Origin of the sequence: Gluconobacter wancherniae NBRC 103581 (genome assembly GCF_007988885.1) — a bacterium.
Lineage (GTDB): Bacteria > Pseudomonadota > Alphaproteobacteria > Acetobacterales > Acetobacteraceae > Gluconobacter > Gluconobacter wancherniae.
Genome location: NZ_BJUZ01000001.1, coordinates 973777 through 997689, shown reverse-complemented (window position 1 = coordinate 997689; position 23913 = coordinate 973777). Strand labels below are relative to the sequence as shown.

Sequence of the window (23913 nt, the reverse complement as noted above, 5' to 3'; positions counted from 1 at the left end):
ACCCTGAGTGCTGCCGTGCATCACAACTTGCGTTCAAGCAGCCGATCGCTGCCGACTTGAAGATTTTAGCGGGAACATACCAAGCTTCAAACGATAATGGTGTCTGACATCAGTCCATTTTGGAATGACCTATAACGAATGATCAGTCATAAGAGCATCTTCCGTTATAGGTTTAACGAAAGTTTCCATGGCCATCGCGCGACGTTTCCTCCCATCCACCACATTGCTCTGTTCTTTCGAGGCATCTGCTCGTCACAAGAGTTTTACAGCCGCCGCAAATGAGCTTTGCCTAACGCAAAGTGCTGTAAGTCGTCATATTCGTGCTTTGGAAGTACATTTAGGAGCCGAACTATTCGTTAGAGATCGGCAGGCAGTATTTTTAACGAAGGCAGGAGAGGCTTACGCGCGAGAAATTTGCGAAGCGCTGCATCATATTTCAGCGGCGACACTTGCGTTTCGAGCTAATCCAATTGGAGGTACCGTTAATTTAGGGGTCCTGCCAACTCTGAGCACCCAATGGCTTATCCCTAAACTTGGAGGCTTCAAAACACTGCACCCTAATATCACAGTAAACCTTTATACGAGACTGCAACCGTTCGAGTTTTCGGGCGAAAATCTTGATGCAGCCATTCACTTCGGAGAGGCTGAATGGCCTGGTGCAGAAATCTCATTTTTGATGGAAGATCGCGTGATTCCAGTATGTTCACCTTCCCTTTTCGAAAAAATAAAATCATCTAAATGCAATGACCTAGCTACCGTACCGCTACTACATCTTGTTTCAAGGCCGGATGCTTGGGAACGATGGTTTGAAGCTCAGAAAATCTATCGTCCGTCACTTCATGGCCCATTGTTTGATCAGTTCAGCTTTGTTGTAAGCGCGGCTCTTTATGGAGATGGGGTGGCTTTAATACCGCAAATTCTTATAGAGCGTGAATTAAGAAATGGTCAACTATTTGAATTACCTGCGAATCCTCTGGAAAGCGAAGGTAGCTATTATTTAGTTAATCCAACTTCACGAGGATTAACCAACTCTTTTATGATATTTAAAAAATGGCTATTAGCAAATTAGTTCTATTAATTATGAAAGTGATATTTTAAATATATTTCCGAGTATTGAGAGGTATGGAAATTTCGTGCATCATAACGAATAAATATGATTGATCGGATGAAATTTATAATTTCCATTTGTCATATTCTATACCTTTATAAGGATGATCAGTGAATACACCAACCTCTCCTCTTAAGTCACGGCACATTACAATGATCGGGCTAGGGGGCGCTATTGGCGCAGGCCTTTTCGTCGGAAGTAGTTCTTCTATTTCTCAGGCCGGTCCGGCAGTTATTTTTTCTTTTTTGGCAACAAGTATTCTCGTATTTCTTGTTATGCGCATGTTGGGGGAAATGGTTATTGCGAAACCTGGTCGTGGATCTTTTGTTGAATATATCCGCGCTGGGAATGGAGACAAAGCTGCGTTCGTATCGGGGTGGCTCTACTGGTTTTTCTGGGTTTCCGTGGTAGGAAGTGAAGCAATTTCTGGTGCAGTAATTATGGATGCATGGGTTCCAATTCCCATTTGGATTCTTGCGATCTTGATTGTTTCTTTTCTATTTATTATTAATATGGGAGCGGTACATATTTTTGGTGAAGTTGAATTTTGGCTTTCTTCGATAAAAGTGTTATCTATAATTCTTTTTATTATTGTTTGCTCTGGGTATCTTTTGGTAAAATTATTCTATCACTCAACCTCAAATTTAACGGTATCAGCGAATTTTGAAATATTCCCAATGGGATTTTCTGCTGCCATAGCTGCCATACCATCTGCGCTTTTTACCATGCTAGGTGCAGAGCTGGGAACGGTAGCTGCCGGAGAATCCGATGCGCCACAACAAGAAATAGCGCGCGTGACTCGTGGAATTGGGATAAGAATTTCAATTTTCTACCTAGCTTCTCTCTTACTTATTCTTCTCATTGTTCCTTGGCAATCAATAAAGTCGGGATATTCACCGTTTGTCTCTACCTTGGAAATTATTGGAATCCCCGGCACCTCATTCATAATGAACTGCGTTGTGCTTGCAGCGATACTTTCATGTCTGAATTCATCAATGTATATTACTTCACGTGTCCTGCATGAACTGTCATCAAAAGGAGACGCGCCGCAAATTCTTATGGCTCAATCCCGTTATGGAACCCCCACTGCAGCCTTGGTATTTAGTGCAATATTTGGAATAATAATTGCATTCTCTTCAATTATTTCTCCAAATATCATGTTTTCGTTTATTATTAATTGCAGCGGAGGGGTTGTACTCATTGTTTATGGTATGATCGCGATTGCTCATTTTTATCTACGAAACGAACGGAAGAAACCTAAAAATAATTATTTTTTGATAAATTTTGGTGTGGTTATTGCTATATTCTTTGTATTTTTGGTTATGATGTTTAGTGATGAGCAAAGATTAATCGCCATTTCAAGTATTGGAACTGCAATATTATTTCTTTTAATTGCCATGGCGCGCAAAATAATATGGTGTAAAAATTAGTTTTTTAGTCCCGTGGTTTGATGATGTGATATTTTCACGTGAGTAGAAAGAAGTCTTATGGAAAAAAGGCGTCATGGGAGTGCCACCATCACGCAGGCTGCGCTAGCCAGCAATACAACAATCGCAAGCTTCGCTCTCGGGGCTGAGCGATAAGTTCGGGATCAACCCGAAAACAGTGGCTGAAGCGTCAGGCGGTTGAGGATCAGTAAGCTAGCCCTAAAGAGTCACGACCAATGCTCTTTTGCAGAACGAACGAAGCAGTTCGACGCCATACGTTGCTGCCGCTGGGTATTGTCTTGATGCATTGCAGATTGGAATTTCTCATCCGAGATGCTCGGCTCTGTATCGTTGCTTTCAACACAACGAGATCTCACGGCTTCCGGACATGGAGGAAGACAAGCCCAAACAACAGCGTTTCAAACGTTACCCTATTGGGTTCTTTTATCTCGATATCGCGGGGATTCAGACCTCTGAAGGCCAGCCTTACCTCTTCGTTGGCGTCGACCGGACAGGCACATTCGCTGTCATACAATCGGTCGAAAAAGCCGACCTCATACGACCTAGTCGCGTTCCATGCGCTTCAACCAGATCTTCGAATCCCGCGGGATCGAACACTGCCTGACAAAGACCAATCATCCGTGGACGAACGGTCAGGTCGAGCGGATAAACCAGAGGATAAAGCAAGAAACCGCTAAATGCTTCTGAAGCAAATGACAAAGCCAAGTCGCTTGATGTTCGCAGGCTGCAAAAGGTGCACCTCAGTTTGTTATCATGCTACTGAAACAAAACTGCAGCGCTCATTCAAATATCTCGTTCATATGATGAGCAAAGCATCCGAAATGTGATGAAACCCGTCAGCACCTTTCCGAGTGTTCAACCGTTAGTTCGAACTTGAGAACGGCTAAGGATATGATCATCATGTCGAATACGAAAATGGCGCAGCAGATGTCTCAGGCGCCTGGATTTATTGCTGCTCTAGACCAAAGTGGTGGCTCTACCCCAAAAGCTCTGGGCCATTATGGCATCGAACCAGGCGCGTATTCCAGTGAACAGGATATGTTCGCATTAATGCACGAAATGCGCGTTCGTATCATCAAGTCTCCAGCCTTCAGTGATCATAAAGTTATCGCTGCGATCCTTTTTGAAAAGACGATGGATGGGCTTGTAGATACTATGCCAGTTCCCTCTTACCTTTGGGATAAATGTGGAATAGTTCCGTTTCTGAAGATTGATAAAGGTTTGGAGGCGGAGGAACACGGCGTTCAACTCATGAAGCCCATTCCTGATCTGAATTCTCTTTTATCACGAGCAGCAAAACTTGGGATATATGGCACCAAGGAACGTTCCGTTATACGGCTTGCAGATAAAAATGGCATTTCAGAAATTATTCATCAGCAATATCAAGTAGCTGAAACCGTTTTGTCTCATCAGCTTGTTCCAATCATTGAGCCTGAAGTCCTCGTTCAAAGTCCTGAAAAAGCCGAGGCAGAAAATATTCTTTTAGAAGAACTTACGCAGGGACTTCAGAAGCTTCCCGGGCAAGGGAAAGTTATTCTCAAAGTCACCATCCCCGAAAAAGCCGACCTCTACGCCGAATTCGCGAAACATCCAAGAGTTCAACGTGTTGTAGCTCTCTCTGGTGGCTACTCTCTTGATGAAGCCTGCATTAAGCTCAAGAAAAATCATAACATGATTGCAAGTTTTTCCAGAGCTTTGATGGAAGATCTGCGGGCAAGTCAGTCCAATACAGTATTTGATGGCATTTTAAAGAAAGTCGTCAATGAGATTTATGATGCCTCCGTGAATAAAGTAGAATAAAATACGAAATCAAGCGTTTACAAATGTAAATTTGTTGACGCTTGATCTATGAAAACTATTTATAGTTTGAATAATATTCACTCATAAAATCAAAGATATTTCGATGAATATAAATAATTTCAGAATTATTTTCTTTCAACGAATTTAATTTATGAAGAATTATTGCATACGTCAGTTATGCGAGGTTATGTTGAAGCCATGATAGGAGGGTTCCGAACAGAGACTGTGTATCCCATTCCACCGATTGATGTCTTCGATCTTACACCACAAAAGATAAAATTACAGAACAGCTGTAGTCTGCGGTAGAATCCATTTAATTCAATCATTAGATCAAGCCCTTCTGGGTTAATTATCCACCTTAAATAAAAAAGGAAATAGGAATATTCTCACTTATATTTTTTAATACTTTTCAGTACCCCGAATTTCCAAAATCCGGTTCACTTCGAGTGCCGTCTAAACTAATTAGTGCGACTGACCAATGCATGTGAAGATACTGTTGAAAGCTGGATGGGCCTTGAGTGAGTTTGTCGGCATCCATGCTCGTACGGACACGGCAGAACAGGGTGCATATGATATGACGGCCGCAGAGCCTACTTTAAGAGCAAATCAAGCTAAGGATTATGAGGTCTTGCATAAGAGCGTGTTCGAGATGCTACGACCAACTGTCTAGTTAAAGGAAATCCAAGAAAACTCTACGCGAAAGCTTGACCAGTCTAAAAATACGGAGCAGTCCGGGGCGAAATTCTATTTATCCGGACTCTTGTCGATGACTGCCTCGCCGCCTTCCTGTGATTCCGAACAGGGATATTCGCCGTCTCCTACAGTAAGATCGACTCATGCGCTGCGGCGAAAAGACCGCATTTTGCACCTCCGGCGCTCTGCAAAAGTTACCACCTCTCAATGGCGGAAAGCCGTAGTGTACTGGATTGGGGCCGTGCTGATCGGTGTCATTTCTGTAGTATTCGCAAAAATTGGAGACTGGGCGGCGGATTCACGTAGCGAAATTATAGGCTGGAACCCTTGGGTCATGCTTATCGTGACACCGGTGGGGCTGGCATTCATCACTTGGATGACACGTACCATTTTCAAAGGGGCTCAGGGTTCCGGGATCCCGCAAACAATAGCTACTCTACACATAGATAATTATTCGATGGTAGATCGTGTCTTATCATTAAGAATTTCCCTTGGGAAAATTCTTCTTACCTCTCTCGGGTTGATCTGCGGTGCTTCTATCGGTCGTGAGGGCCCGAGTGTACAAATTGGTGCATCAATCATGCACGCCTTTTCAAGATTCTTAGGGCAATCAAACATCGCAGCCAGGCGCAGCATGATTCTGGCTGGTGGGGCTGCCGGTATGGCTGCAGCATTCAATACTCCTTTGGCAGGCATCGTTTTTGCCATTGAGGAGCTTTCGCACTCTTTCGAACAAAAAGCCTCAGGTCGAACACTGACAGTCGTTGTTTTGTCCGGTGTTACTGCAATCGCCCTTTTGGGAAATTACACCTATTTCGGCCATGCAGACGTTACGATACCAATTGGAACCGCCTGGATTGCAGTATTAACCTGCGGAATTCTTGGCGGTCTGGCTGGTGGTGGCTTTTCAGCAATTCTGATACGGATTTCCAAAGGTATCCCAGGTTGGATTGGACGTTTTGGAGCTCAGAGACCGATCGCCTTTGCGGCAGCATGTGGACTCATTCTTGCAATAATTGGTATCGGCTCCAATGGTTCAACATATGGAACAGGCTATGCGCAGGCCCATGCTATTTTCAATGGAACCGAACATTATCCAGCGTCTTTCTTTATTTTGAAGTACCTTGCGATGATTGTCTCGTATTGCTCCGGCATACCGGGCGGCATGTTCGCACCGTCTCTTGCAATCGGGGCTGGGATTGGGGGATGGATTGAGCAGTTTCTTCCACATACTGCACCTGGAGCAGTGGTACTTCTGGGAACAGTCGCTTATTTTTGTGGCGTTGCGCAGTCTCCATTGACGGCAACAATCATCGTCATGGAAATCTGCGACAATCAGCAGGTCACGCTTGCTTTGCTAGCGACTTCCTTTTTGGCTTTTGGTGTCTCCAAGATGGTTTGTCCTCGCCCTCTTTATACAACATTAGCGGATCGCTTTATGGAGGCGACAGAGAGAGCTGCGAAAGCAGCTGCTAATGTTTCTCAAATATCCGATCCTCATAAAAAATGATATATCAATACAACTTTATGACTTCCCCCTGAATTGGAACGATAAAGCGAACATGTTGTATGTTCCCGGATGACAATTCGCGCATGATTCTTGTTTCGGAGGCTTCTGCGGACGTCAATGAGGGTTTGATATGGCTGACAATAACAGGAAGCCCCTTCAGAGATACGCCTGCTTCGTTACGTAGAGCAGTCAACTCCTGAAGTAAAAGCTCCGATTTGAGATGACCGAAAAGAAGATGAATGGGTCGAGAGTTATCGTAAGAACACTCGATAATAATTCCTTTAAGCTTTCTGGCTCGAAGATAAGGCGCCACAGCCTGCCAAAGCTGAAGCAATTTATGACTTTTTTCCACCGCATCTGCTCCCGTATCTCCAAGGTAAAGTATTGCACTTCCCTTACTTTCCAGAAGAAATGCGCTTGATTCCACACCGCCATGACTCAATGGATATGCCGTCACATGAAAACTTGTATTTGGAATGTCCGTCGCTATGTTTGGTTTTAGATCGTGATATTCATAAACGCCAATCCGAGGATTTTTTCCTCTATTGCCCATATTCGGCCAGACTTCGCCATTGAACAAGTCACGTGACATCACGTCATTCACTGATTTCAATGCAAATATCGGTTTATGATTATCATCGGGTGAAATATCAACTAAACCGCCAACATGATCAAGGTGAGAATGACTGATTAGATATGCACGAATAACGTTATGGAGAACATATTCAACATGATTTTCAGTTTTTTTATTGCTTTTGTCCAGGAATTGGAAAGCATTTTTTTGTTCAGATACTTCTAATCCATTTAGGACTGTGCCTGCGTCACATAATACACCCGTATCTTCATTCAAGGGGCGAACAAGATATGCGCTCAGATTACCATCTTCCAGTCCTCCACGAGCGCCAAGAACCGTAACGGAAAAGCCTTGAGAGAAAGCGGGGAGCGGCAACGCCAAAAGCACGAGAGCGAAGAATTTTTGCCACATAAAGGATTTCTTCCAGCTTAAGGGTGTCAGCGTATGAGTTTTACTGAACGAGCGCTTTGACAAGAGCCCTAATAGCTTTCTGCGTCGCCCTTGAACTCCAGGCTTTGAAAAGTTTCTTACCGTTAGGACGTTTGGATAAGGCATAGGGGCTTTCCCTAATTGGAGGCATTCCGACCACATGCTCTTTCAAAGTCGCAGGCAGCCCTGGGAACGGATCAATATTCACGAGCTGGATCAGAAGGGCCACAGTTGTAACCTTACAGGTGGGATGACCTGTATTCAGGCATACATATGCCCCGGTGCCATTTGATGCTGGATCATAAATCGCTTTCCAGGTCACGGTCGGAACAGGAAGTCGGCCCTTTCCCATCGCGACCTGATGCTCCGGATCATATCCTGGCCCCGTTACGACGAAAATTTCTCCCTCCTGTCGGGCCCAGCCACGAACAGCGCTCTCAACACCCTCCCATGGTCCGCGATTGAGTTCTGCGGTCTGGGGGACAATGTTCGATAATAGAAAAGATTGCCGTTGGGATTTCAGTCCAGGCTCATCGCCACTTGGCGTCATGTGCCCGCGATCATATCCTGTGGAGCGGTAATCACTTAAACTTGCCCGCATCGCTGCTGGCAGGCGCATATCGGCGTAAAAACTACTGCGCCTCGGGGTCTTGTCTGCGATTTCCAAGGATTCTTCCGTGAGATCCTCAGCAGACCAAAGTGGCCCTTTGGTTCGTTCCGACACAAGGACGGCGTAGTTGGCATTGCAAAGCTGAACAGTGCCAATCCTGCTTGTTTCAGAAAGAATGGCAGGGGCTTCGTTCTTGGCAAAAATACCTGGGCACTGCGCCGCATAGGCACGTGCGCCAAACATAAGAAACACGATCGAGATATGAGTGAAATTTTTCAAAGACTAGTCATCTGCCGCAGTTCAGAACATCTGGATCTGACAGGTGATGAAAACAGATCAATCTGGTACGGGCAGAGGGACTTGAACCCCCACAGCTTGCGCCACCAGAACCTAAATCTGGCGTGTCTACCAATTCCACCATGCCCGCAGACTGTAGGGCTGATCTAAACGGTTCTGCGCAACAATGCAACTCCCTGAGTTCAAAAGTTTTTCAGGATGAGCCGCGTATACTATATGGCCTCCATGGCTGGAGGCATATTCATGATGGAGTTTAGACACAGATAGGCTTTGTTGCGCTAATACGCGGGAGGGCTTCCCTGTTTGGATTCTGTGTTAGCTGGTTTTCGTGAGCGACCCGCAAACCACGCGCTACCAAACACCGAAGAAGCGTAGATTTCTGACGGTATGGTTTCACCCATCCATATTAGGATGGCCTTCCGGCGGGATGTCGTCGCCTCAGTCGGGTTGCAGCGATGCTGCGATCCATACTTGTCTGACACTAAAGGTTCCGTTCGGTTTTGTTCTGCTACAGACGATGAATTATGTCGATGCTTCTGGGGCAAACTCCCGATGAAAAGACTATCGCCAATGTCACGGCTGATGGCGCGTATGATACAAGGAAATCCCATGAAGTCATTGCCGGACGTAATGCTCGGGCTTTCATACTTCCTCTAAAAAAACGCAAAGCCATGGAGCCCCTATAGCCTTCAGCCTGCGAACAATCTTTTTCATAAGACCTGATTGGTCAAAAAAGCAGATCTGACTTCCACTCTATCTCAGTAGAAGTCAGATAGTCGTCGTTTACCAGCTATACCCTACGCTCGCCTGGGCTGAACGACGCTCACCGTACCAGCACCACTCATCATATGGTGCATAGCCATAACAACTTGCCACATACCTTTTGTTGAAAAGGTTGCGAACGCTGGCCTGAACTTTCCAGCCTTTGTAGATCTGCCCGAGATTGGCAAGATCATAGCTCGCTGAGCCATCGAACAGGGTGTATGCCGGGACACGTACATCACCGTATGAAGCAGTTCCACCAAAGGAACTATCGACGTGACGTAGCCCTCCTCCGAAGCCTAATCCCTTCAGTGGACCAGACTGCATTGTGTAAAATGCGAAAACAGATTCTCCGCCATTCCCGACCTGAACAGGTGGCTTGCCAGTAGAAAGATCCTTGACCCGCTGTGCGCTCACCGCCGCGACAACAGTCAGCCCCTTATATACGCTCACATGTGCTTCGAACTCGAAGCCGTTGGAGCGCACTTTTCCATTTTCAACACTGTAATTGCCGTTCGGAACAGCCGTCAGGACGTTCGTCTGCTCGATATGAAATCCAGTTGCAGTCAGAAGTACAGGCAGGCCGGGGATCTGATATTTCAATCCCCCTTCAAGCTGCTTGCCCTGTGTAGGGTCAGCCTGCCGTGTCGAACGGCCGCCATCATCGGACACGACACCCGACTGGGGTTGAAATGACGTGGAGTAGCTGATGTATGGCGCCAGTCCAAAATTGAAATGATAGAGCCCTGAAGCACGCCATGTAATTTTATCAGGCGTCTGGCGACTACCGTTACCAGAATTAAGAAAATCCTGCTGATTGCCACGATACCAGTCATTTCTCAGGCTGCCTGCAAGATGAAGATTCCCGATATCCACCTGATCCTGCACGTACACACCAATCTGATGTTGTTTGGTCAGATAATTGTTCGAAATAGCGGGTGGTGTGATGGTCTGATTATAGACTGGATGCAGGACGTTCATGCTCGGCGCTGATCCAAACCCCGCCAGTTCAGTGGCGCGGCTCTGTTGATAGTCAAATCCAGCCATGACGGAGTGATTGAGGAAAGCTGTTTTAAAATGGCCCGTAAGCTGACTATCGAATGCAAGATTTTTCAGGTGCTCATTGGCATAGGCAGTTCCACGGCTGAAATTTCCGAGTGCCTCCTGCTGGAAATCACGGATAGAGGTCTCGGGGTCGAGAAAGGTCCCGTAACTATATACGCTTTCATAAATGGACTTTACGTCATCATATCGTCCTCGCGTGGAGAACGCCCAGTCATTATTGAATTTATGATTGAAGATATATGTCGTAGACCAGTGTCGTCTCTTGTATTCTTCGAAATTTCTATCCCCATCATAGAAATTTCGTTTGATCCGGCCGAATGCAGCTGTACGCAATGACCCCTCCAGAGGCACCGAACCATAAGCACCGTTTTTGGGATCATCTTGGTAATTGCCAAACAGGGTGAGCGTAGTGTTGCTGTCTCCGCCTATCGTAATAGCAGGAGTAATGCTGTATCGGCGGCTTTTGGTTTGGCTCAGCTGGCTGTGTGACCCATTGACCGTTCCATAGAGCCGATAGCGTACAAAGCCGTCTTTCGTAAGAAAGCCTCCAACATCACCATCAACGCGATACATATCAAAGCTACCACCCATCGCATTCAGTCCTCCATAGGAGCGAACAGAGGTCGGCAGCTTGCTTGACATCGCTACAAGCCCTCCTGGGCTCGACTGTCCATACAGCGCGGAAGCTGGCCCCTTCAGAATCTCAATTCGATCGAGCCGCGAGGTGTCTATCTGGGCTGTAGCGTACCCGGTAGGGCTATCCTGTAACTTGAGGCCATCAAGAAAATTGGGAACAGTGAAGCCCCGAAGTGCAAACATGTCATAACGTGAAGCCGTTGAGCCGCGTTGATCTGGTGATACGCCAGCAGTGTAGCGCACGGCCTGACTCAGATTCAAAACACCCCGAATATCCATTTCATGACGATCAATAACCGTCACGGATTGAGCTGTTTCAACAAGTGGCTTATCGGATTTCGTTCCCGCAGAGGCCACGGTAGACGTCTTTTTTCCTTTTACGAGAATATTTTCCGCCCTGCCCTTGCTTCCCATTTTTTTTGCATGCTTCTCAAGGTGTTTTGCGCTGTCATCGGCTGCCAATGCAGTACTCAGGCTGAGGATCAAACTGAGCGCTATAGTACCGGCACAACGGCATGACGTTCTGGATTTCATTCAACAGTTCCCTTTTGGAAGCGGGAGAATGTTGAACATAAGAATGATTCGCAATACGTATTTTTAGTTACAAATGATTTGAGAGAAATTTAAAAACAAAATGCAGGGAATCATGACAAATTATGAATAAAGAAAAAGTATTTAATTAATTGAATTTTATTGAAAAACTCTCATTTTTAAGGATCGCTCTAACCGAGCATTTTTCTATGAAAAGAGAAACAGCGCCATATTGCTTTGAGTGAATGTTGCAAAATTATCACATCAAGATGAGTTTATTTTTTGCTCTCCACCCGCAGTTCCAGTTCGGCGAAACTGGATGATGTGTAGATGCTAACGCAGTGGCGTTCCAAAAAAGCCGATGAAAGTCCCTTCGTAGGTGAAGGTGCTCCCACATGGAGGGGTATCATTCGTCATAAAGGCGAACTGGCAATTGTGCTTTTATGCCAGATTTAGCGCAATTTGCGCCCCACTCACCTAAAGCGCTTCAACATCTCCACCTGATTTTTCATAGACTTCACTAAGGCCATCGAGCACTGCTCCGCCACTTTTGCCGTTTGCAATTTCTGCAGGAGGCCCAGGAATGGGAAAGGCTTGCCAAGATTTGAGAGCAGAACGCTATAACCCTGCCTTCATTGTGCCAGCGTTGCAGGCATATGTGGGTCTCTAATTCAGATACTTACAGCCAAGCCGCCGTGTAAATCAGCATCGAGAAACTGTTCGATTTATTCAGCCATCAATACAACTGTCATACATATCACCTTACCGGGATTGAGTAACAACATTTGGTTGTAGCACTTCTTTACGGCTGTGATATCCGGCGAGGCGACGCGGTGCATGTCGCCGACTTCGATCGTCATCACATATAGATTTACAATGTTAATATCCAGTCGTACACGCTCAGCGATGAGCTCATTCAGGCGGTCCTCATCCCTACAACGGACTGAGCTACACTGCTTCACTGCCATCGAGAAGAATTCAAAATGAATCATCAGTTCACCGGAAAATAGGACGTGTATTTCTGCAACCTTCTCCAGTGTATGCTCTGCTGGATACTAGCACTGCACATATTTATATCCGCGATCCTTTTTCGAGACCTGCAAAGTCGTGTGGTTTCAGGTAGACTCATAAAGAGGTCCTGCGTCCGATGGCTCTTCCATCTCGAACGTGTCTACTTTCCAGTAGACAACGTCTCCAGCCACAGGCGCCAGATTGTGAACGAACTCAGCAGCAGACGGTGTAATCATGAGCAGTACGGCTGCTGAAACAACAGGCACCTGATTACCAAATGACAAAAAGCGGGGAGGCAGGGAGGCGGCCGATCATGATTTCGACGCGATTGCGTCTTTTGTATTTTCGGGCGTCGTATTCGACTGGTTTTCTGCGGGATTTTCTACCTGGTATGCGGGGCCTGATCTCTTTTTTCTCCAAGGCATCTCAGAACCAGACAACATCACAACTCCGGTTCGTCAGCATCCCTTGCGCCATGCAAAGGCTGTCCAGCAGAGCAGAGGCTCCGGTGTAATCACTGATATCCATCGGGCTGTCGCAGAGACGCTCTTTGTTCGTTCGTCAGCTAAAACAGACCGCTTATTTTCAGTCTTTTTGTAGAGCCTGAATTAGATTTCCGTAATCGAATCAATGGGTCCTGAGCCCAAGCTTTTTGAAAGCAGGAGTAGTTTTTCGAACAGAAAACCCCCTACCTGAAAAGACGGGGGGTTATTATTTGTTGATAAAGGAAAAGGTTTCGGATCAGAAGGACGTCGAGATCGTTCCGGTCATGCTGAAACGCGGTTCTACATAAAATTGTGCAGAACTGGCGGTCTTCGTCATATTGCCGTTTAATAGTCGAACAGCATAGGCATTGTTACCTACGCCATTTGAACCGGTCCGAACGATCGAGCCCGTGAGGTTCGTGAAGTTCAGACGGATTGTCGGGGACTTGGCGTAGTAAAATGGCTTGAAATGATACCCAAGTGATAGCGTATCGGTGACATAACCAGGAATTCTCTGGTCGCCTGCAAGGGTGACAGACTGCGGCCCAGTGTAATGGACTGTGCCATTCGCGAAGAAGCCCTTGTTGGTATATGTCAGGCCGAAATTCGCCAGAACATGCGGAGACTGCGGTGCCTGAGTGCCCTTTGTCGGCATGTAGGACATGACGCCATAAACATCTTGAGCTGCCAGGTTAGAGTCCATACGAGCATTCAGATATTCGAATGAAACATATGGGCTGAAGCCATAAAGCGGCTGCGCAGAAAGCATGACATCAAAACCACGGGCCGTCTGATTGCCTGCGTTAACAACGCCAGACTGACCGTTTCCGATATACGTCGTGAGAAGACGATTTGTAATATTGTAGTTAAACAGTGCGAGATCAGCGACGATATAGTTGTCGTGATAGCGATAACCCAGTTCTTCCTTGATAGAATACTGGTTCTTGGGAAGGGTTCCCGTGATTGAAGAGTTCGCAATGCCCGACGGAGAGGGCTGCCGGAAGTCACCCTCGGCGTTCACATAAACCTGATGATGATCGTTGATGATGTAGCTTGCCGAGAAATGTGGCAGCGGTGCGGTTAGGTTCTGACCGACCTGGCTGTTTGCCGGGTAACGATCATACCACATATTTGACATGACATACTTGAAGCCAGCATTCAGGATCAGCTTGTTTTTGAGGTACTTCGCTGTTTCCTCAAGAAAGAGCGAATGAATTTCGAAGCCGGTTCTGTTTCCGGAAAAGGAACGTTTGCCTCCGGAATAAATCTGTGATCCGAGCGCGTTTGGGCTCGGATTTGAACCATCCGCATTTGTAATGCTTACGGGGAAATGCTGCAGATAGTTCTGGTTCTGGTACCAGTAGCCCACTTCGAAGTGGTTGTGGCTATCAATGTCGTAACCGAGAATGGCCGTAGCACCGACCTGACGGGCATAGTTTTGAAGGTAATAACCTGTCAGAGGAGTACCGGCAGCAATCGGTGTCCCCAGATAGTTAGTGGTTGTATTACCAACAGCAGCAAACCCGCTAGATGAGCCATCCCATCCTTTACCAATGTTGTAGTAAGGGCGAAGATCAAAGCTCAGTTTTCGTGTCAAAACAAAGTGCATTGGAGCAGTCAGAAAAATCTGGTTCCAATGATCAATGTTATTCTTCCAGTAATCATTCCCCGCAGCATCGAATCCGGCCTTACGGCCATACCCCTGCCCCGTATGCTTGTAATTATAGAATTGGGCAGCAGTTGGAAAACGATCAATTGTAAAGTCTTCACTATTCCATGACATGAAGAGCTTCGCAAAAGAGCCGTTCTGCCAGTCCTTGCGAATTCCGAAATCGAGATGGCGACGCTCATTAATCCCAGCTCCCATCCACGAACGCGCATGCGTGTTCGAGAACGAAATATACGAGCGAAGACCTGTCTTTCCGATATCGCCAGATTCTAGGCGAATGAACTCACGCGACAGGTTATTGGTGCCATAGGAGAAATCCATCATGCCGCCGTGCTTGTGCTGTGCATCATGGGTAGTCTCCTGCATCACCCCAGCAGCAGCGGACGTAGCAGGAAGGTCAATTGGAGAGGATCCCGGAAGAATGCTGACGCTATCAAGGTTTTCGGAGTCAACGTTCTCAGCCATATATGCGGCGCTTGCAGCAGGGGCCCCGTCCATCATCAGCGCCATGTCGGCATCTGTCAGACTTCGGCTCTGAATCGAACCGCCTTGCATACCTGATGTGTCTGGTGTGGAAACGTTTACACTCGGCAGGTTCTTGATGAGGTCAAGAGCTGTGCTCGTGGGGCTACGGGCTTCAATGAACTGCTTGCTGATGGTCTGAATGCCATAAGGAGCAGTCTCGACACGCATCATTCCGCCGCCACGACTATTCGCATGACGCGTCGTGGATACGCTGACCACCTCATCCTTGGAGGATGTTACATCCTTCGGGGACAGACGGCGATGCGGTGCTGCAACCGGCTTCGCGGCAAATGCTGTGCTGGATTTAGGGGCGTGCTTGGCCGTGTGTTTAACGGACGTCCTACCCAAGGCTTTGTCCGGGTAAAGAAGGAGCATTGCTGAGCCCACGCCCGCCAGACACGAGACCAACATCAACGCTTTCTTGGATGATAGCGATCCAGATCGGAATGGGCGCATGGTTAAGGGGCTCTCCTGCAGCGGGAACTTATAGGCAAAGAACAAAGGCATTTAACAAAACGGCAGAATGATTCCGTACCGATACCGTAACAGTCTATGGCATCAATACAAAAGACGAATTATTGCATCATCCCTGTGCCGAAAAGAGCGCACTCATTGCCGCCCTGATCACCTCAATAGAATTCATGCGCCAGATGACTTTGACAGGCGGAACAATCACGTTTCCCACGGATCTCAATATCATCACCGATCAGCGCGAGAAAAAAACTTCAATTGCTGTCTTTTAAAGAAGCTGGTCTCTGGCCGCAGCATATTTCGATCGTGGATAATATTCGCAACACCAACCCGCTCGTTCCGCTCTTTATGGAGCGTCTGGAGGCCCTTCTTCAGGGCTGCGCATAATAATCCGAGAGTAGAATCTCTATGCGTGACTTATGCCACGCGTATTTACAAGAAATACCATGTCCGTGGCGCGGGTGATGGCTACATAGCAGAGCTGCTGTGTCTCTAACGGATTTTCGCTTGCTCGCCTGCCTATATCGGAGAGGTCGATAAACGCATTCGTAAACGTGCTGCCCTGCGATGTGTGTACGGTCATCGCGTAGATTGGCTGTAACTTGAGGAGTGAATTTAAAAAGGAGAACCGCTGATTCCAGCGCTTGTGCTGAGATTTCGCTTCGCGAACGAGACGTCTGTCCGCAGCATCGACATCCCGCTGGTCCTTAGGCATATGCGCGGTTACTTCCTCACCAGATGAGCTCAGAAGAGTAATTTCCCAGGATGGAATGTTTGTGGACCAACCGGGCAAATCGCCACAGGTTTTAAAGGCATAACCAAGCCTGCTTTCACGAATAGCCAGAACCATGACTTCTTCATTCGTAACAATGCATAAACGTGGGCCCTCCTCACTCTGGCGAGAAACGGGAGACCGAGAAACAACACGCTCTCCCGGCATAAAGGGAGTGGGGGTGTCGTCTCCATATCGCCAGCGACGGATCATCTGGTTGACCTGACTGGCACGCTCGTTTGTCCAGCACAGATAACGGCACCAGTCATTATCCGCGTCGAACGCCTCCGAGAGGAACGCTTTACGCAGCCAACTTTCTGTATCTTTTGGCACGAACAGGCCAAGCTGCCCGTGCTTTGCGGCCTTGACCCAACCCCAGTCTGGTGCATTTCCCTGATTTTTACGGATAGCTGTTGCAGCTGCAAGAATGGGATTATCAGCAGCCTGGCGTACGACTGTATCAAGGTGAGATCTGGATGGAACGGAGAAGGACGGGGACGCACCTTCCCCCACAGGTGGAAGCTGAGCAGGGTCGCCTACAAAAAGCACAAAGCAATATTTCAGAAGCTCGCGGATCCAGTTCATCAACTCAGCGGAGAGCATCGAGCACTCGTCCACGATCACCACGCCATCAGCGATAGTTTGAGGGCGCTTGGAGCGGACCAGTGAGGTTTTGGCTCCCTGAGCAGAGGGCTGAAGGCTGAGAATACTCTGGATCGTCCGGCAATCCATCTCCTTATCCACTTTGGAACGAAGAACCGCCGTTGCCTTATGGGTTGGCGCAGTAATGACCACCACAAGGTTCTGGGCTTGGAAGTGACGCGCAACAGCCTGCATCAACGTGGTTTTTCCGCTCCCTGCATACCCCGTCAGTAGATGCGTGGGGCGCGCAGAAGCCTGTGCCGCAATAATTTCCTCAAGTGCCCGCGTCTGGGAGGTCGTAAGTGCCACCATGATCTGTCTTTCGCCCCCTTCCCCAGATATTGCATGCATTAATGCGTCTTCGGGGCTCTTTTGGCAGACTTCAGGCTTTTTTACACCCTCCCAAAAGTCAGTTAGGGGAGGAAACACTCTGGTTTTGATGCGCTTTCTACGATGCCATTCCTCATGCCGTTATCGGGTATGACATATGATGCAGCTGGAGATCAGCTTGAAGCCTTTTACCGGGCCGTGAATTTCGAATTCTTCCGTCATGTCTGCCTGAACTCTCCGGAAACTGGAAGACAGTCCCATCAGCACTTCAACCGCTGGTGTCATGGTGACGCGCGGGAGTGGGTATCCACCGTACTGACCGCCGATGTCGACAAATCATATCTGCGGCTCTTTAGTCCTTCCAAGTTTATCAGAGCGCCTGAAATTCAGGATAAAGTCATGGATTTTGACTTCATCCTGAAAATCATAAGATCAGGAAGCAAAAACTTTCGATATTGCTTCCTGCGCTTCTGCCTGTATCGCCTTCAAATGCTCAGGACTTTTGAAACTCTCAGCATAGATCTTGTAAACATCCTCTGTGCCGGACGGACGCGCAGCAAACCAGCCATTAGCGGTGACAACTTTCAGGCCACCGATTGGTGCGTCATTGCCAGGCGCGCGCGTAAGTTTACTGATGATTTGGTCTCCAGCCAGCACTTCCAGCGGAAACTGTTCAGGTGCCAGTTTGCTGAGTTTTGCTTTCTGCTCAGGGCTCGCGGCGGCATCTATCCGGGCGTAATACGGTGTGCCAAGACGGGCCGTAATTTCATGATAATGCTCGCTTGGGTTCTTCCCGGTTTTTGCAGTAATTTCAGCTGCAAGTAGCCCCAGAATCAGACCGTCTTTATCAGTCGTCCAGACTGTGCCATCACGTCGAAGAAAGGTTGCGCCGGCACTTTCTTCTCCCCCAAAGCCTAAAGACCCGTCAATAAGGCCCGGAACAAACCACTTCAGCCCCACAGGAACTTCCACGAGTTCGCGGCCCATATCTTTCGCAACGCGGTCAATCAGCCCACTGCTGACCAGCGTTTTACCAACCCCAAGATCTGACTTCCATTCCGGCCGGTTCTGAAACAGGTATGCGACGGCGACAGCCAAATAATGATTTGGGTTCATCAGCCCGTCTGGCATAGCCACAATACCATGACGGTCTGCATCCGTATCGTTGGCAAACGCCACATTAAAGCGGCTTCCCATATCGATTAAACGCGCCATAGCGTATGGCGAAGAGCAGTCCATGCGGATTTGCCCATCCCAGTCGGCGGTCATGAAAGAGAAAGTGGGATCAACAACATCGCTCACGATGGTGGCGTTCAAGCCGTAGCGATCAATAATCGGCTGCCAGTAACCCACGGCAGCACCACCAAGCGGGTCAATTCCAATTTTGACACCAGCTTCGCGGATCGCTTCCATGTCGATCACGGAGCCCAGATCTTCTACATACGGGGTTACGAAATCGTAGCCCTCAACGCATGTGGCCTTACGTGCGTCATCGTAGGGCAGCCGTTTCACATCCTTAAGGCCATCTGCCAGAAAACCGTTGGCCATATCCTGGACAGCTTTGGTAACTGCTGTATCCGCAGGGCCGCCATTGGGTGGGTTGTACTTGAAGCCGCCATCCGCAGGAGGGTTGTGGGATGGCGTTATGACCACGCCATCCGCGAGGCCTGTTGTGCGGCCTTTGTTATAGCTCAGAATAGCATGGGAGATGACTGGGGTCGGCGTATAGCCGTCATTGCGATCTATCCGCACAGCAACGCCATGAGCCGCAAAAACCTCCAGCGCAGAACGTTGTGCCGGGCCTGAGAGGGCGTGAGTGTCGATCCCGATGAACAGAGGTCCGTCTATCCCTTCTGCCTTGCGATGGCGGCAGATCGCTTCACAGATCGCAAGGATATGACCTTCGTTGAAACTGGTATGAAGCGATGATCCGCGATGCCCTGACGTCCCAAACGATACGCGCTGGGCTGCGATCGAAACGTCTGGCTTGCGGTCATAATACGCAGCAATCAACGCCGGAATATCTGTTAATTGCGAGCGGTCAAGCGTTTTGCCTGCCAGAGGGCTTAAATTGGCCATCGCTTTAAAATTCCTTGCAGTTCCGTTGACTAACGGCTGTAACGCATCACTGATGCTTTGGCTCAGAAAAACCTTTGTACGCGCGAATGTCCAGAGAGGTACCCTGAATACTTCACCTTTGACCGCAAAAAATTACCAAATATTAAAAATTAAATATTCCATTTAGTGTAAGCCGCAGAGAAGGGCACGATGCAATGACCCCCCTGCCCGAATACCTTCTGCACAAGCGTCCGTGGCATTACGGGAAGTGCCCGTGATATCCCCAACTGCGTACACGCCCGCGACACTCGTCAGATGGAATTCATCAACTTTCACAATAGGCCCACACAGGCCGTCCTCAATTTCGCAACCGAGCATTTCCGCGGCAGTGCTGTTCAGTTTCGTTTGAGGCGATACGTAAAGCGCATCCAGTTCCACTTCGCGCTCATTCATGAAAACAATAGTCGACAACTCCGTCCCCCTGCCTTCCAGTTTTCCAATCATTGAGGGATCAACCTTGACGCCGCGCTGAGCCAGAATATCCAGACAATCCGGGCTGGGTGCGACACCACCATTCAGGAAAAGGGTGACCTGCCCCCATTCAGCAACGATCAGGGCTTTTTGCACAGATGATGGCGATGTCTGAAGGACACCCAACCGCCGATCATAAAACTCACATCCTTGCTGATGTGAATAGTGCAAAACACTTTTACCCCAACGTTCATATAGTCCGGGAAGATTGGGCAAAACATCCGACACTCCAAATGCCAATATCATCTTACGTGAATGCACAACCTGCCCTGTTTTGAGTATGGTTGAGAAATTGCCATCACGCCCTTCTGTATTCACCACGGAATCATCCATGAAAGTGACGTTAGGGTATTCGAGAAGCTGTGCCCGAGCTCGGCCTATGACACCGTGCGGAGTATCCCCATCGAACCCGAAAATACCGTGCAGACGAGATGAAAAGCGGCTTCTGGAAAGGCCCGCATCAATTACGCAGACTGTATGGTTCGCACGCGCAATCTGAAGTGCCGCAGACATGCCGGCAAAGCCTGCTCCCACGATAACTGCATCGAATGACTTCATAAAAAACGCTTTCAGGCTCCAAAACAGGTTCCAGCTCTTGGCACAGCATCAATCCTTGTGTGCCTGACACAATCGCGCATATTCGCTGGGGCTATGACCAGTAAACCTGCGAAATGTGCTGGCAAAGGCCCCCATGCTCTCGTAACCCACATTAAGCGCTACGCTGGTCACACCCAACCCACGGGCGAGCTGCTCCTGCGCATGCACCATTCTTAAACGCTGACGCCATACGGAAAAATTCAGCCCTGTCTCGCTTGCAAAGTGGCGTACGAAAGTCCGGACAGACATTCCCGCAAGAGACGCCCATTCCTCCTGCATCCGGCTATCAGCAGGATCTTCCTCCAACGTGGCGGTCACCCGGATAAGGCCTGGAGATAAAGGGCGAGGCAAGGAAAGGGCTAGAGATGGGAGAGAAAGAAACTCTTCCCAGAATGTGTCGGCAATGCGTGAAAGCGTCGTTGTCCAGTTTCGCTCATTGGTATCGCGGACGATCCTCACGGCAAGCTCTTTCAGTAGTGGCGTGGCTTTGAAAATCACCGGGCCAGACGGTAACGGCTGTGCGTATTTTTCATCGACATAAAGGCTCCACGTCGAGACGGCGCCGTGGGAATGTGCCGTGTGTACCACCCTTGGAGGCAGCCAGAGCACCTGATCAGGCCCAACCAACAGATATTCGCGATCGGTACGCACCGCCATTACGCCCGAGATCACACCGAGGATCTGCCCTCGAGCATGGCTGTGTTTGCCAGTAATCCGCCTTGATTGCTGCGCCGCTCGTCCGCCCACAAGCCAAGGATGCTCTTTCGAGTGATCGTCGAGGCAGAGCGGAGTCATCATCGTTATGGCGTCCATGAGTCGAATTATGACCGATTCACGTAGGCACGCCAAACAGGAGATATCTTATGCTCGCCCAGTCATTCACTCAAGCAATCCATGCGTTATGGATTCAGATGTATCCGTCAGGAGTTGTATCATCATGAAAATTGGGTTTGTTGGTCTGGGCGCCATGGGCCACGCGATGGCCGAACGGCTACTTGATGCTGGACATGAACTCACCGTTCATAACCGCACACCAGCGAAAGCTGATGATCTCGTTGCAAGGGGTGCCGTTTTCGCGCAAACGCCGGCGCAAGTTGCGGCAGGAGCTGATGTTGTTTTTTCCATGCTCTTCGATGACGCCACCACCGAATTCGCGGTATTTGGCCCCGAAGGTATTGCACAGTCTCTCCCTGCGGGTGCCATACACGCCTGTTGCAGCACTATTTCTCTTGATCAGGCAAAACGACTGCGCGATGGGCATGCCAAGCGGGGGCAATCCTACGCCAGCGCCAACGTACTCGGTCGCCCGCCGGCTGCGATTGCGGGGGAACTTTTTGTCATTCTTGGTGGACAAGACGAGACTTTGAGTCGTCTTAAATCTGTCGTGACAGCTTTTGGTCCCAAGATTTTCGTCGCGGGAAATGATCCAGTTCAGGCCAATCTGGCCAAACTCTCCCTGAACTTCATGATCATGTCCACAATCGAACAGATGGCAGAAGTCTTCGCCCTTAACGAAAAAGCAGGCACATTACCCAGCACAATGTTCGAGATCATGACGGGCAGTTTCTATAATGCCCCCGTTCATAAAAACTATGGCAAGCTGATGGTAGAAGGCACCTACGACACGCCTGGCGCACCGGTAACGCTTGGCCTCAAGGACACAGAAATGTTTCTGGATGCAGGGCACACCTATCAAGTTCCGCTGCCATACGCTTCCATAGCGAGGGATCGCTTCCTTGCGGCGATGGCCGCGGGAGATTCAGAGCGGGACTTTGTGGTTCTGCTTGAGCGCGTTCGGCAGGACGCAGGCCTCAGATAACGGAAAGCATAAAAGGGCTTTCTGTTAAAAAGATCCTCATACGCTGCTGATGCAGGCCGTAAAGGCCCCGCATCAGCAGCTGGAAATTACGCCAGAAAATAGAACATTGCTGCTGCGACCGTGATGGTAACAGGCAGCGTAAACAGCCAGGCTAGGCCGATCTTGGCCAATGTCTGCATGTTAATGCCTGAACCGGAGGCAACCATGGTCCCCGCGACACCCGATGTAATGATATGCGTGGTAGAAACTGGCAGACCCGTATAACCCGCTGTCATGATGAGCCCTGCTCCCACGACTTCGGATGCCGCACCCTGCGCGGGGGTCAGGTGCGTTTTACCAATCCCCTCGCCCAGCGTCTGCACGATCCGTCGATAACCGATCATTGTGCCGATGCCCAAGCAAAGTGCGCTGAGCACACGAACCCAGATGGGCGCATATTCAACACTCGGACGAAGCTTGGCCGCAAGAGCTGATGCCTGCTTGTGTTCCTGCTGTGATGCCGCAGGGTTGCTTGCAACAGAGCGCAGGCCTGAGAGAACCTGATAAATGGCGCCGCGAAGCTCAGCCGGAGCCAGATGCGTATCTTCGGCTTTTTCAAGTTCGTTGATCGCTGCGAGCGCGTCACTCTTGAACGAATAGCGATCATACGTTGCAACCAGTGGTCGTGCTGCCTGCACTTCCATCCGCAGTTCAGAAAACTGGGTCGGGGCGGCAGGATTCAGCGCGAACGTCGCAGGCATGAGGCCTATGATCGTCAGCATGATCAGGCCAATGCTCTTCTGGCCATCGTTGTTGCCGTGAGAAAAGCTGACCAATGTGCAGGTCGTGATCAGAAGGCCACGAACAATCGGGTTTGGACGGTGATGTGGCTCCGGTGCTTCGTAAAGAGCCGGCATCCGAACGAACGCACGAATGAGCAGATAAAGGATCAGCGCACCAACAAAGCCCAGAAGCGGGGAGATCGCGAGCGCGCGCAGGACTTTCCAGATCTGCTCCCAGTCAACGCTGTGACCCAGATCACGTGCATGGAGAAAGGAATCTCCGATCGCGATACCGACCAGCGCACCAATAACGCAGTGCGAGGAAGAGTTGGGAATGCCGAACCACCACGTAAAGAGGTTCCAGGCCAGCGCGGTCCCGAAAAGGGAAACCAGCATCGGAACGGCAGGGTTGCCGTTTGGTGGCGAAAGGACGTCAGGAGGCAGCAGTTCCACCAGCGCATAAGCAACGGCAATGCCGCCAGCTAGAACGCCGGTAAGATTCATCAGGCCAGACCAGATGACAGCCACTCTGGGCTTAAGGGAATTCGTATAAATAACCGTTGCTACGGCATTTGCCGTATCATGAAATCCGTTTGCAAACTCGAAGACACAGACGAGTAAAAAACACATTCCAAGTGCCACGATCGACCAGAGCGACGAAGGGGCGAAGTCAAGCATACCTGATGCTACCTCATAGAGAAGGGTGACCTCTCCCCTAGCTGCTTTGGAATGCCGACCAAAGAGAACTTGTCCCTATTTCATAAAATGTTCATGACAAC

At 48.9% G+C, this 23913-nt stretch carries 16 protein-coding genes, 1 tRNA gene and 3 pseudogenes; 8 read left to right on the top strand and 12 right to left on the bottom strand.

The features are described 5' to 3' along the window. The first annotated feature begins 187 nt into the window (after nt 1–187). From GWA01_RS04510 to GWA01_RS04490, 5 genes and pseudogenes are all read left to right on the top strand, one after another. A complete protein-coding gene (locus GWA01_RS04510; RefSeq protein ID WP_146794420.1) occupies nt 188–1069 on the top strand; it encodes a LysR substrate-binding domain-containing protein in 882 nt (293 codons plus the stop codon). Between the two features lie 149 nt (nt 1070–1218). Next, nucleotides 1219–2538 carry an amino acid permease gene (locus GWA01_RS04505; RefSeq protein ID WP_229315989.1) on the top strand — a complete coding sequence of 440 codons (1320 nt, stop codon included), beginning with the start codon at nt 1219–1221 and terminating at the stop codon, nt 2536–2538. A 57-nt stretch (nt 2539–2595) separates the two neighbouring features. Then, nucleotides 2596–3240 (top strand): annotated as a pseudogene (locus GWA01_RS13400) (IS481 family transposase); the annotation flags it as partial. A 216-nt stretch (nt 3241–3456) separates the two neighbouring features. Then, complete coding sequence (locus tag GWA01_RS04495) at nt 3457–4356, top strand: fructose bisphosphate aldolase (RefSeq protein ID WP_146794416.1); 900 nt, start codon at nt 3457–3459, stop codon at nt 4354–4356. A 766-nt stretch (nt 4357–5122) separates the two neighbouring features. Further along, nucleotides 5123–6559 (top strand): chloride channel protein, encoded by a 1437-nt coding sequence (locus GWA01_RS04490; RefSeq protein ID WP_146794414.1) that lies wholly within the window; start codon nt 5123–5125, stop codon nt 6557–6559. A gap of 4 nt (nt 6560–6563) precedes the next feature. Here the strand turns inward: GWA01_RS04490 and GWA01_RS04485 are convergent, their stop codons facing one another. From GWA01_RS04485 to GWA01_RS04475, 3 genes are all read right to left on the bottom strand, one after another. Next, nucleotides 6564–7544, bottom strand: a complete 981-nt coding sequence (locus GWA01_RS04485; RefSeq protein ID WP_146794412.1) for an MBL fold metallo-hydrolase — start codon at nt 7542–7544, stop codon at nt 6564–6566. Between the two features lie 40 nt (nt 7545–7584). Then, a complete protein-coding gene (locus tag GWA01_RS04480; protein ID WP_228118355.1) occupies nt 7585–8451 on the bottom strand; it encodes a DNA/RNA non-specific endonuclease in 867 nt (288 codons plus the stop codon). 63 nt (nt 8452–8514) lie between these two features. Beyond that, a tRNA-Leu gene (locus tag GWA01_RS04475) sits at nt 8515–8599 on the bottom strand. A 403-nt stretch (nt 8600–9002) separates the two neighbouring features. On the opposite strand from GWA01_RS04475, the pseudogene GWA01_RS13360 reads away from it, so the two are divergent. Continuing rightward, nucleotides 9003–9150: pseudogene (locus GWA01_RS13360) on the top strand (IS5/IS1182 family transposase); the annotation flags it as partial. Nucleotides 9151–9252: 102 nt separating this feature from the next. Here the strand turns inward: GWA01_RS13360 and GWA01_RS04470 are convergent. The 4 genes and pseudogenes from GWA01_RS04470 to GWA01_RS04460 all read right to left on the bottom strand — a co-directional run bounded on the left by GWA01_RS04470 (nt 9253) and on the right by GWA01_RS04460 (nt 15609). Beyond that, nucleotides 9253–11466, bottom strand: a complete 2214-nt coding sequence (locus GWA01_RS04470) for a TonB-dependent siderophore receptor (protein ID WP_146794410.1) — start codon at nt 11464–11466, stop codon at nt 9253–9255. A 1112-nt stretch (nt 11467–12578) separates the two neighbouring features. After that, nucleotides 12579–12740, bottom strand: coding sequence for a hypothetical protein (locus GWA01_RS12960; RefSeq protein ID WP_186819452.1), 162 nt, complete (start codon nt 12738–12740; stop codon nt 12579–12581). A 34-nt stretch (nt 12741–12774) separates the two neighbouring features. Then, a pseudogene (locus tag GWA01_RS13175) lies at nt 12775–12996 on the bottom strand (IS5/IS1182 family transposase); the annotation flags it as partial. Between the two features lie 219 nt (nt 12997–13215). Beyond that, the gene (locus GWA01_RS04460; protein WP_146794408.1) at nt 13216–15609 is read right to left on the bottom strand and encodes a TonB-dependent receptor; all 2394 of its coding nucleotides are present in this window, start codon (nt 15607–15609) and stop codon (nt 13216–13218) included. A gap of 273 nt (nt 15610–15882) precedes the next feature. Here GWA01_RS04460 and GWA01_RS13300 point away from each other — a divergent pair, with 273 nt between their 5' ends. Beyond that, on the top strand, nt 15883–16011 hold the full coding sequence (locus GWA01_RS13300) for a hypothetical protein (RefSeq protein WP_264818484.1): 129 nt from the start codon (nt 15883–15885) through the stop codon (nt 16009–16011). Nucleotides 16012–16030: 19 nt separating this feature from the next. On the opposite strand, the gene GWA01_RS04455 is transcribed toward GWA01_RS13300, so the two are convergent. The 4 genes from GWA01_RS04455 to GWA01_RS04440 form a co-directional block, all read right to left on the bottom strand. Continuing rightward, entirely contained in the window at nt 16031–17350 is a 1320-nt protein-coding gene (locus tag GWA01_RS04455; RefSeq protein WP_146794406.1) for an ATP-dependent DNA helicase, read from the bottom strand. A gap of 450 nt (nt 17351–17800) precedes the next feature. Then, a complete protein-coding gene (pgm, locus tag GWA01_RS04450) occupies nt 17801–19447 on the bottom strand; it encodes a phosphoglucomutase (alpha-D-glucose-1,6-bisphosphate-dependent) (RefSeq protein ID WP_146794404.1) in 1647 nt (548 codons plus the stop codon). A 162-nt stretch (nt 19448–19609) separates the two neighbouring features. Then, on the bottom strand, nt 19610–20515 hold the full coding sequence (locus GWA01_RS04445) for an NAD(P)/FAD-dependent oxidoreductase (protein WP_146794402.1): 906 nt from the start codon (nt 20513–20515) through the stop codon (nt 19610–19612). Nucleotides 20516–20563: 48 nt separating this feature from the next. After that, the gene (locus tag GWA01_RS04440; protein ID WP_228118353.1) at nt 20564–21352 is read right to left on the bottom strand and encodes an AraC family transcriptional regulator; all 789 of its coding nucleotides are present in this window, start codon (nt 21350–21352) and stop codon (nt 20564–20566) included. 139 nt (nt 21353–21491) lie between these two features. On the opposite strand from GWA01_RS04440, the gene GWA01_RS04435 reads away from it, so the two are divergent. Continuing rightward, nucleotides 21492–22373 (top strand): NAD(P)-dependent oxidoreductase, encoded by an 882-nt coding sequence (locus tag GWA01_RS04435; RefSeq protein ID WP_146794400.1) that lies wholly within the window; start codon nt 21492–21494, stop codon nt 22371–22373. Between the two features lie 86 nt (nt 22374–22459). Here GWA01_RS04435 and GWA01_RS04430 read toward each other — a convergent pair whose 3' ends face one another. Next, entirely contained in the window at nt 22460–23812 is a 1353-nt protein-coding gene (locus tag GWA01_RS04430) for an inorganic phosphate transporter (RefSeq protein WP_146794398.1), read from the bottom strand. Nucleotides 23813–23913 lie beyond the last annotated feature (101 nt).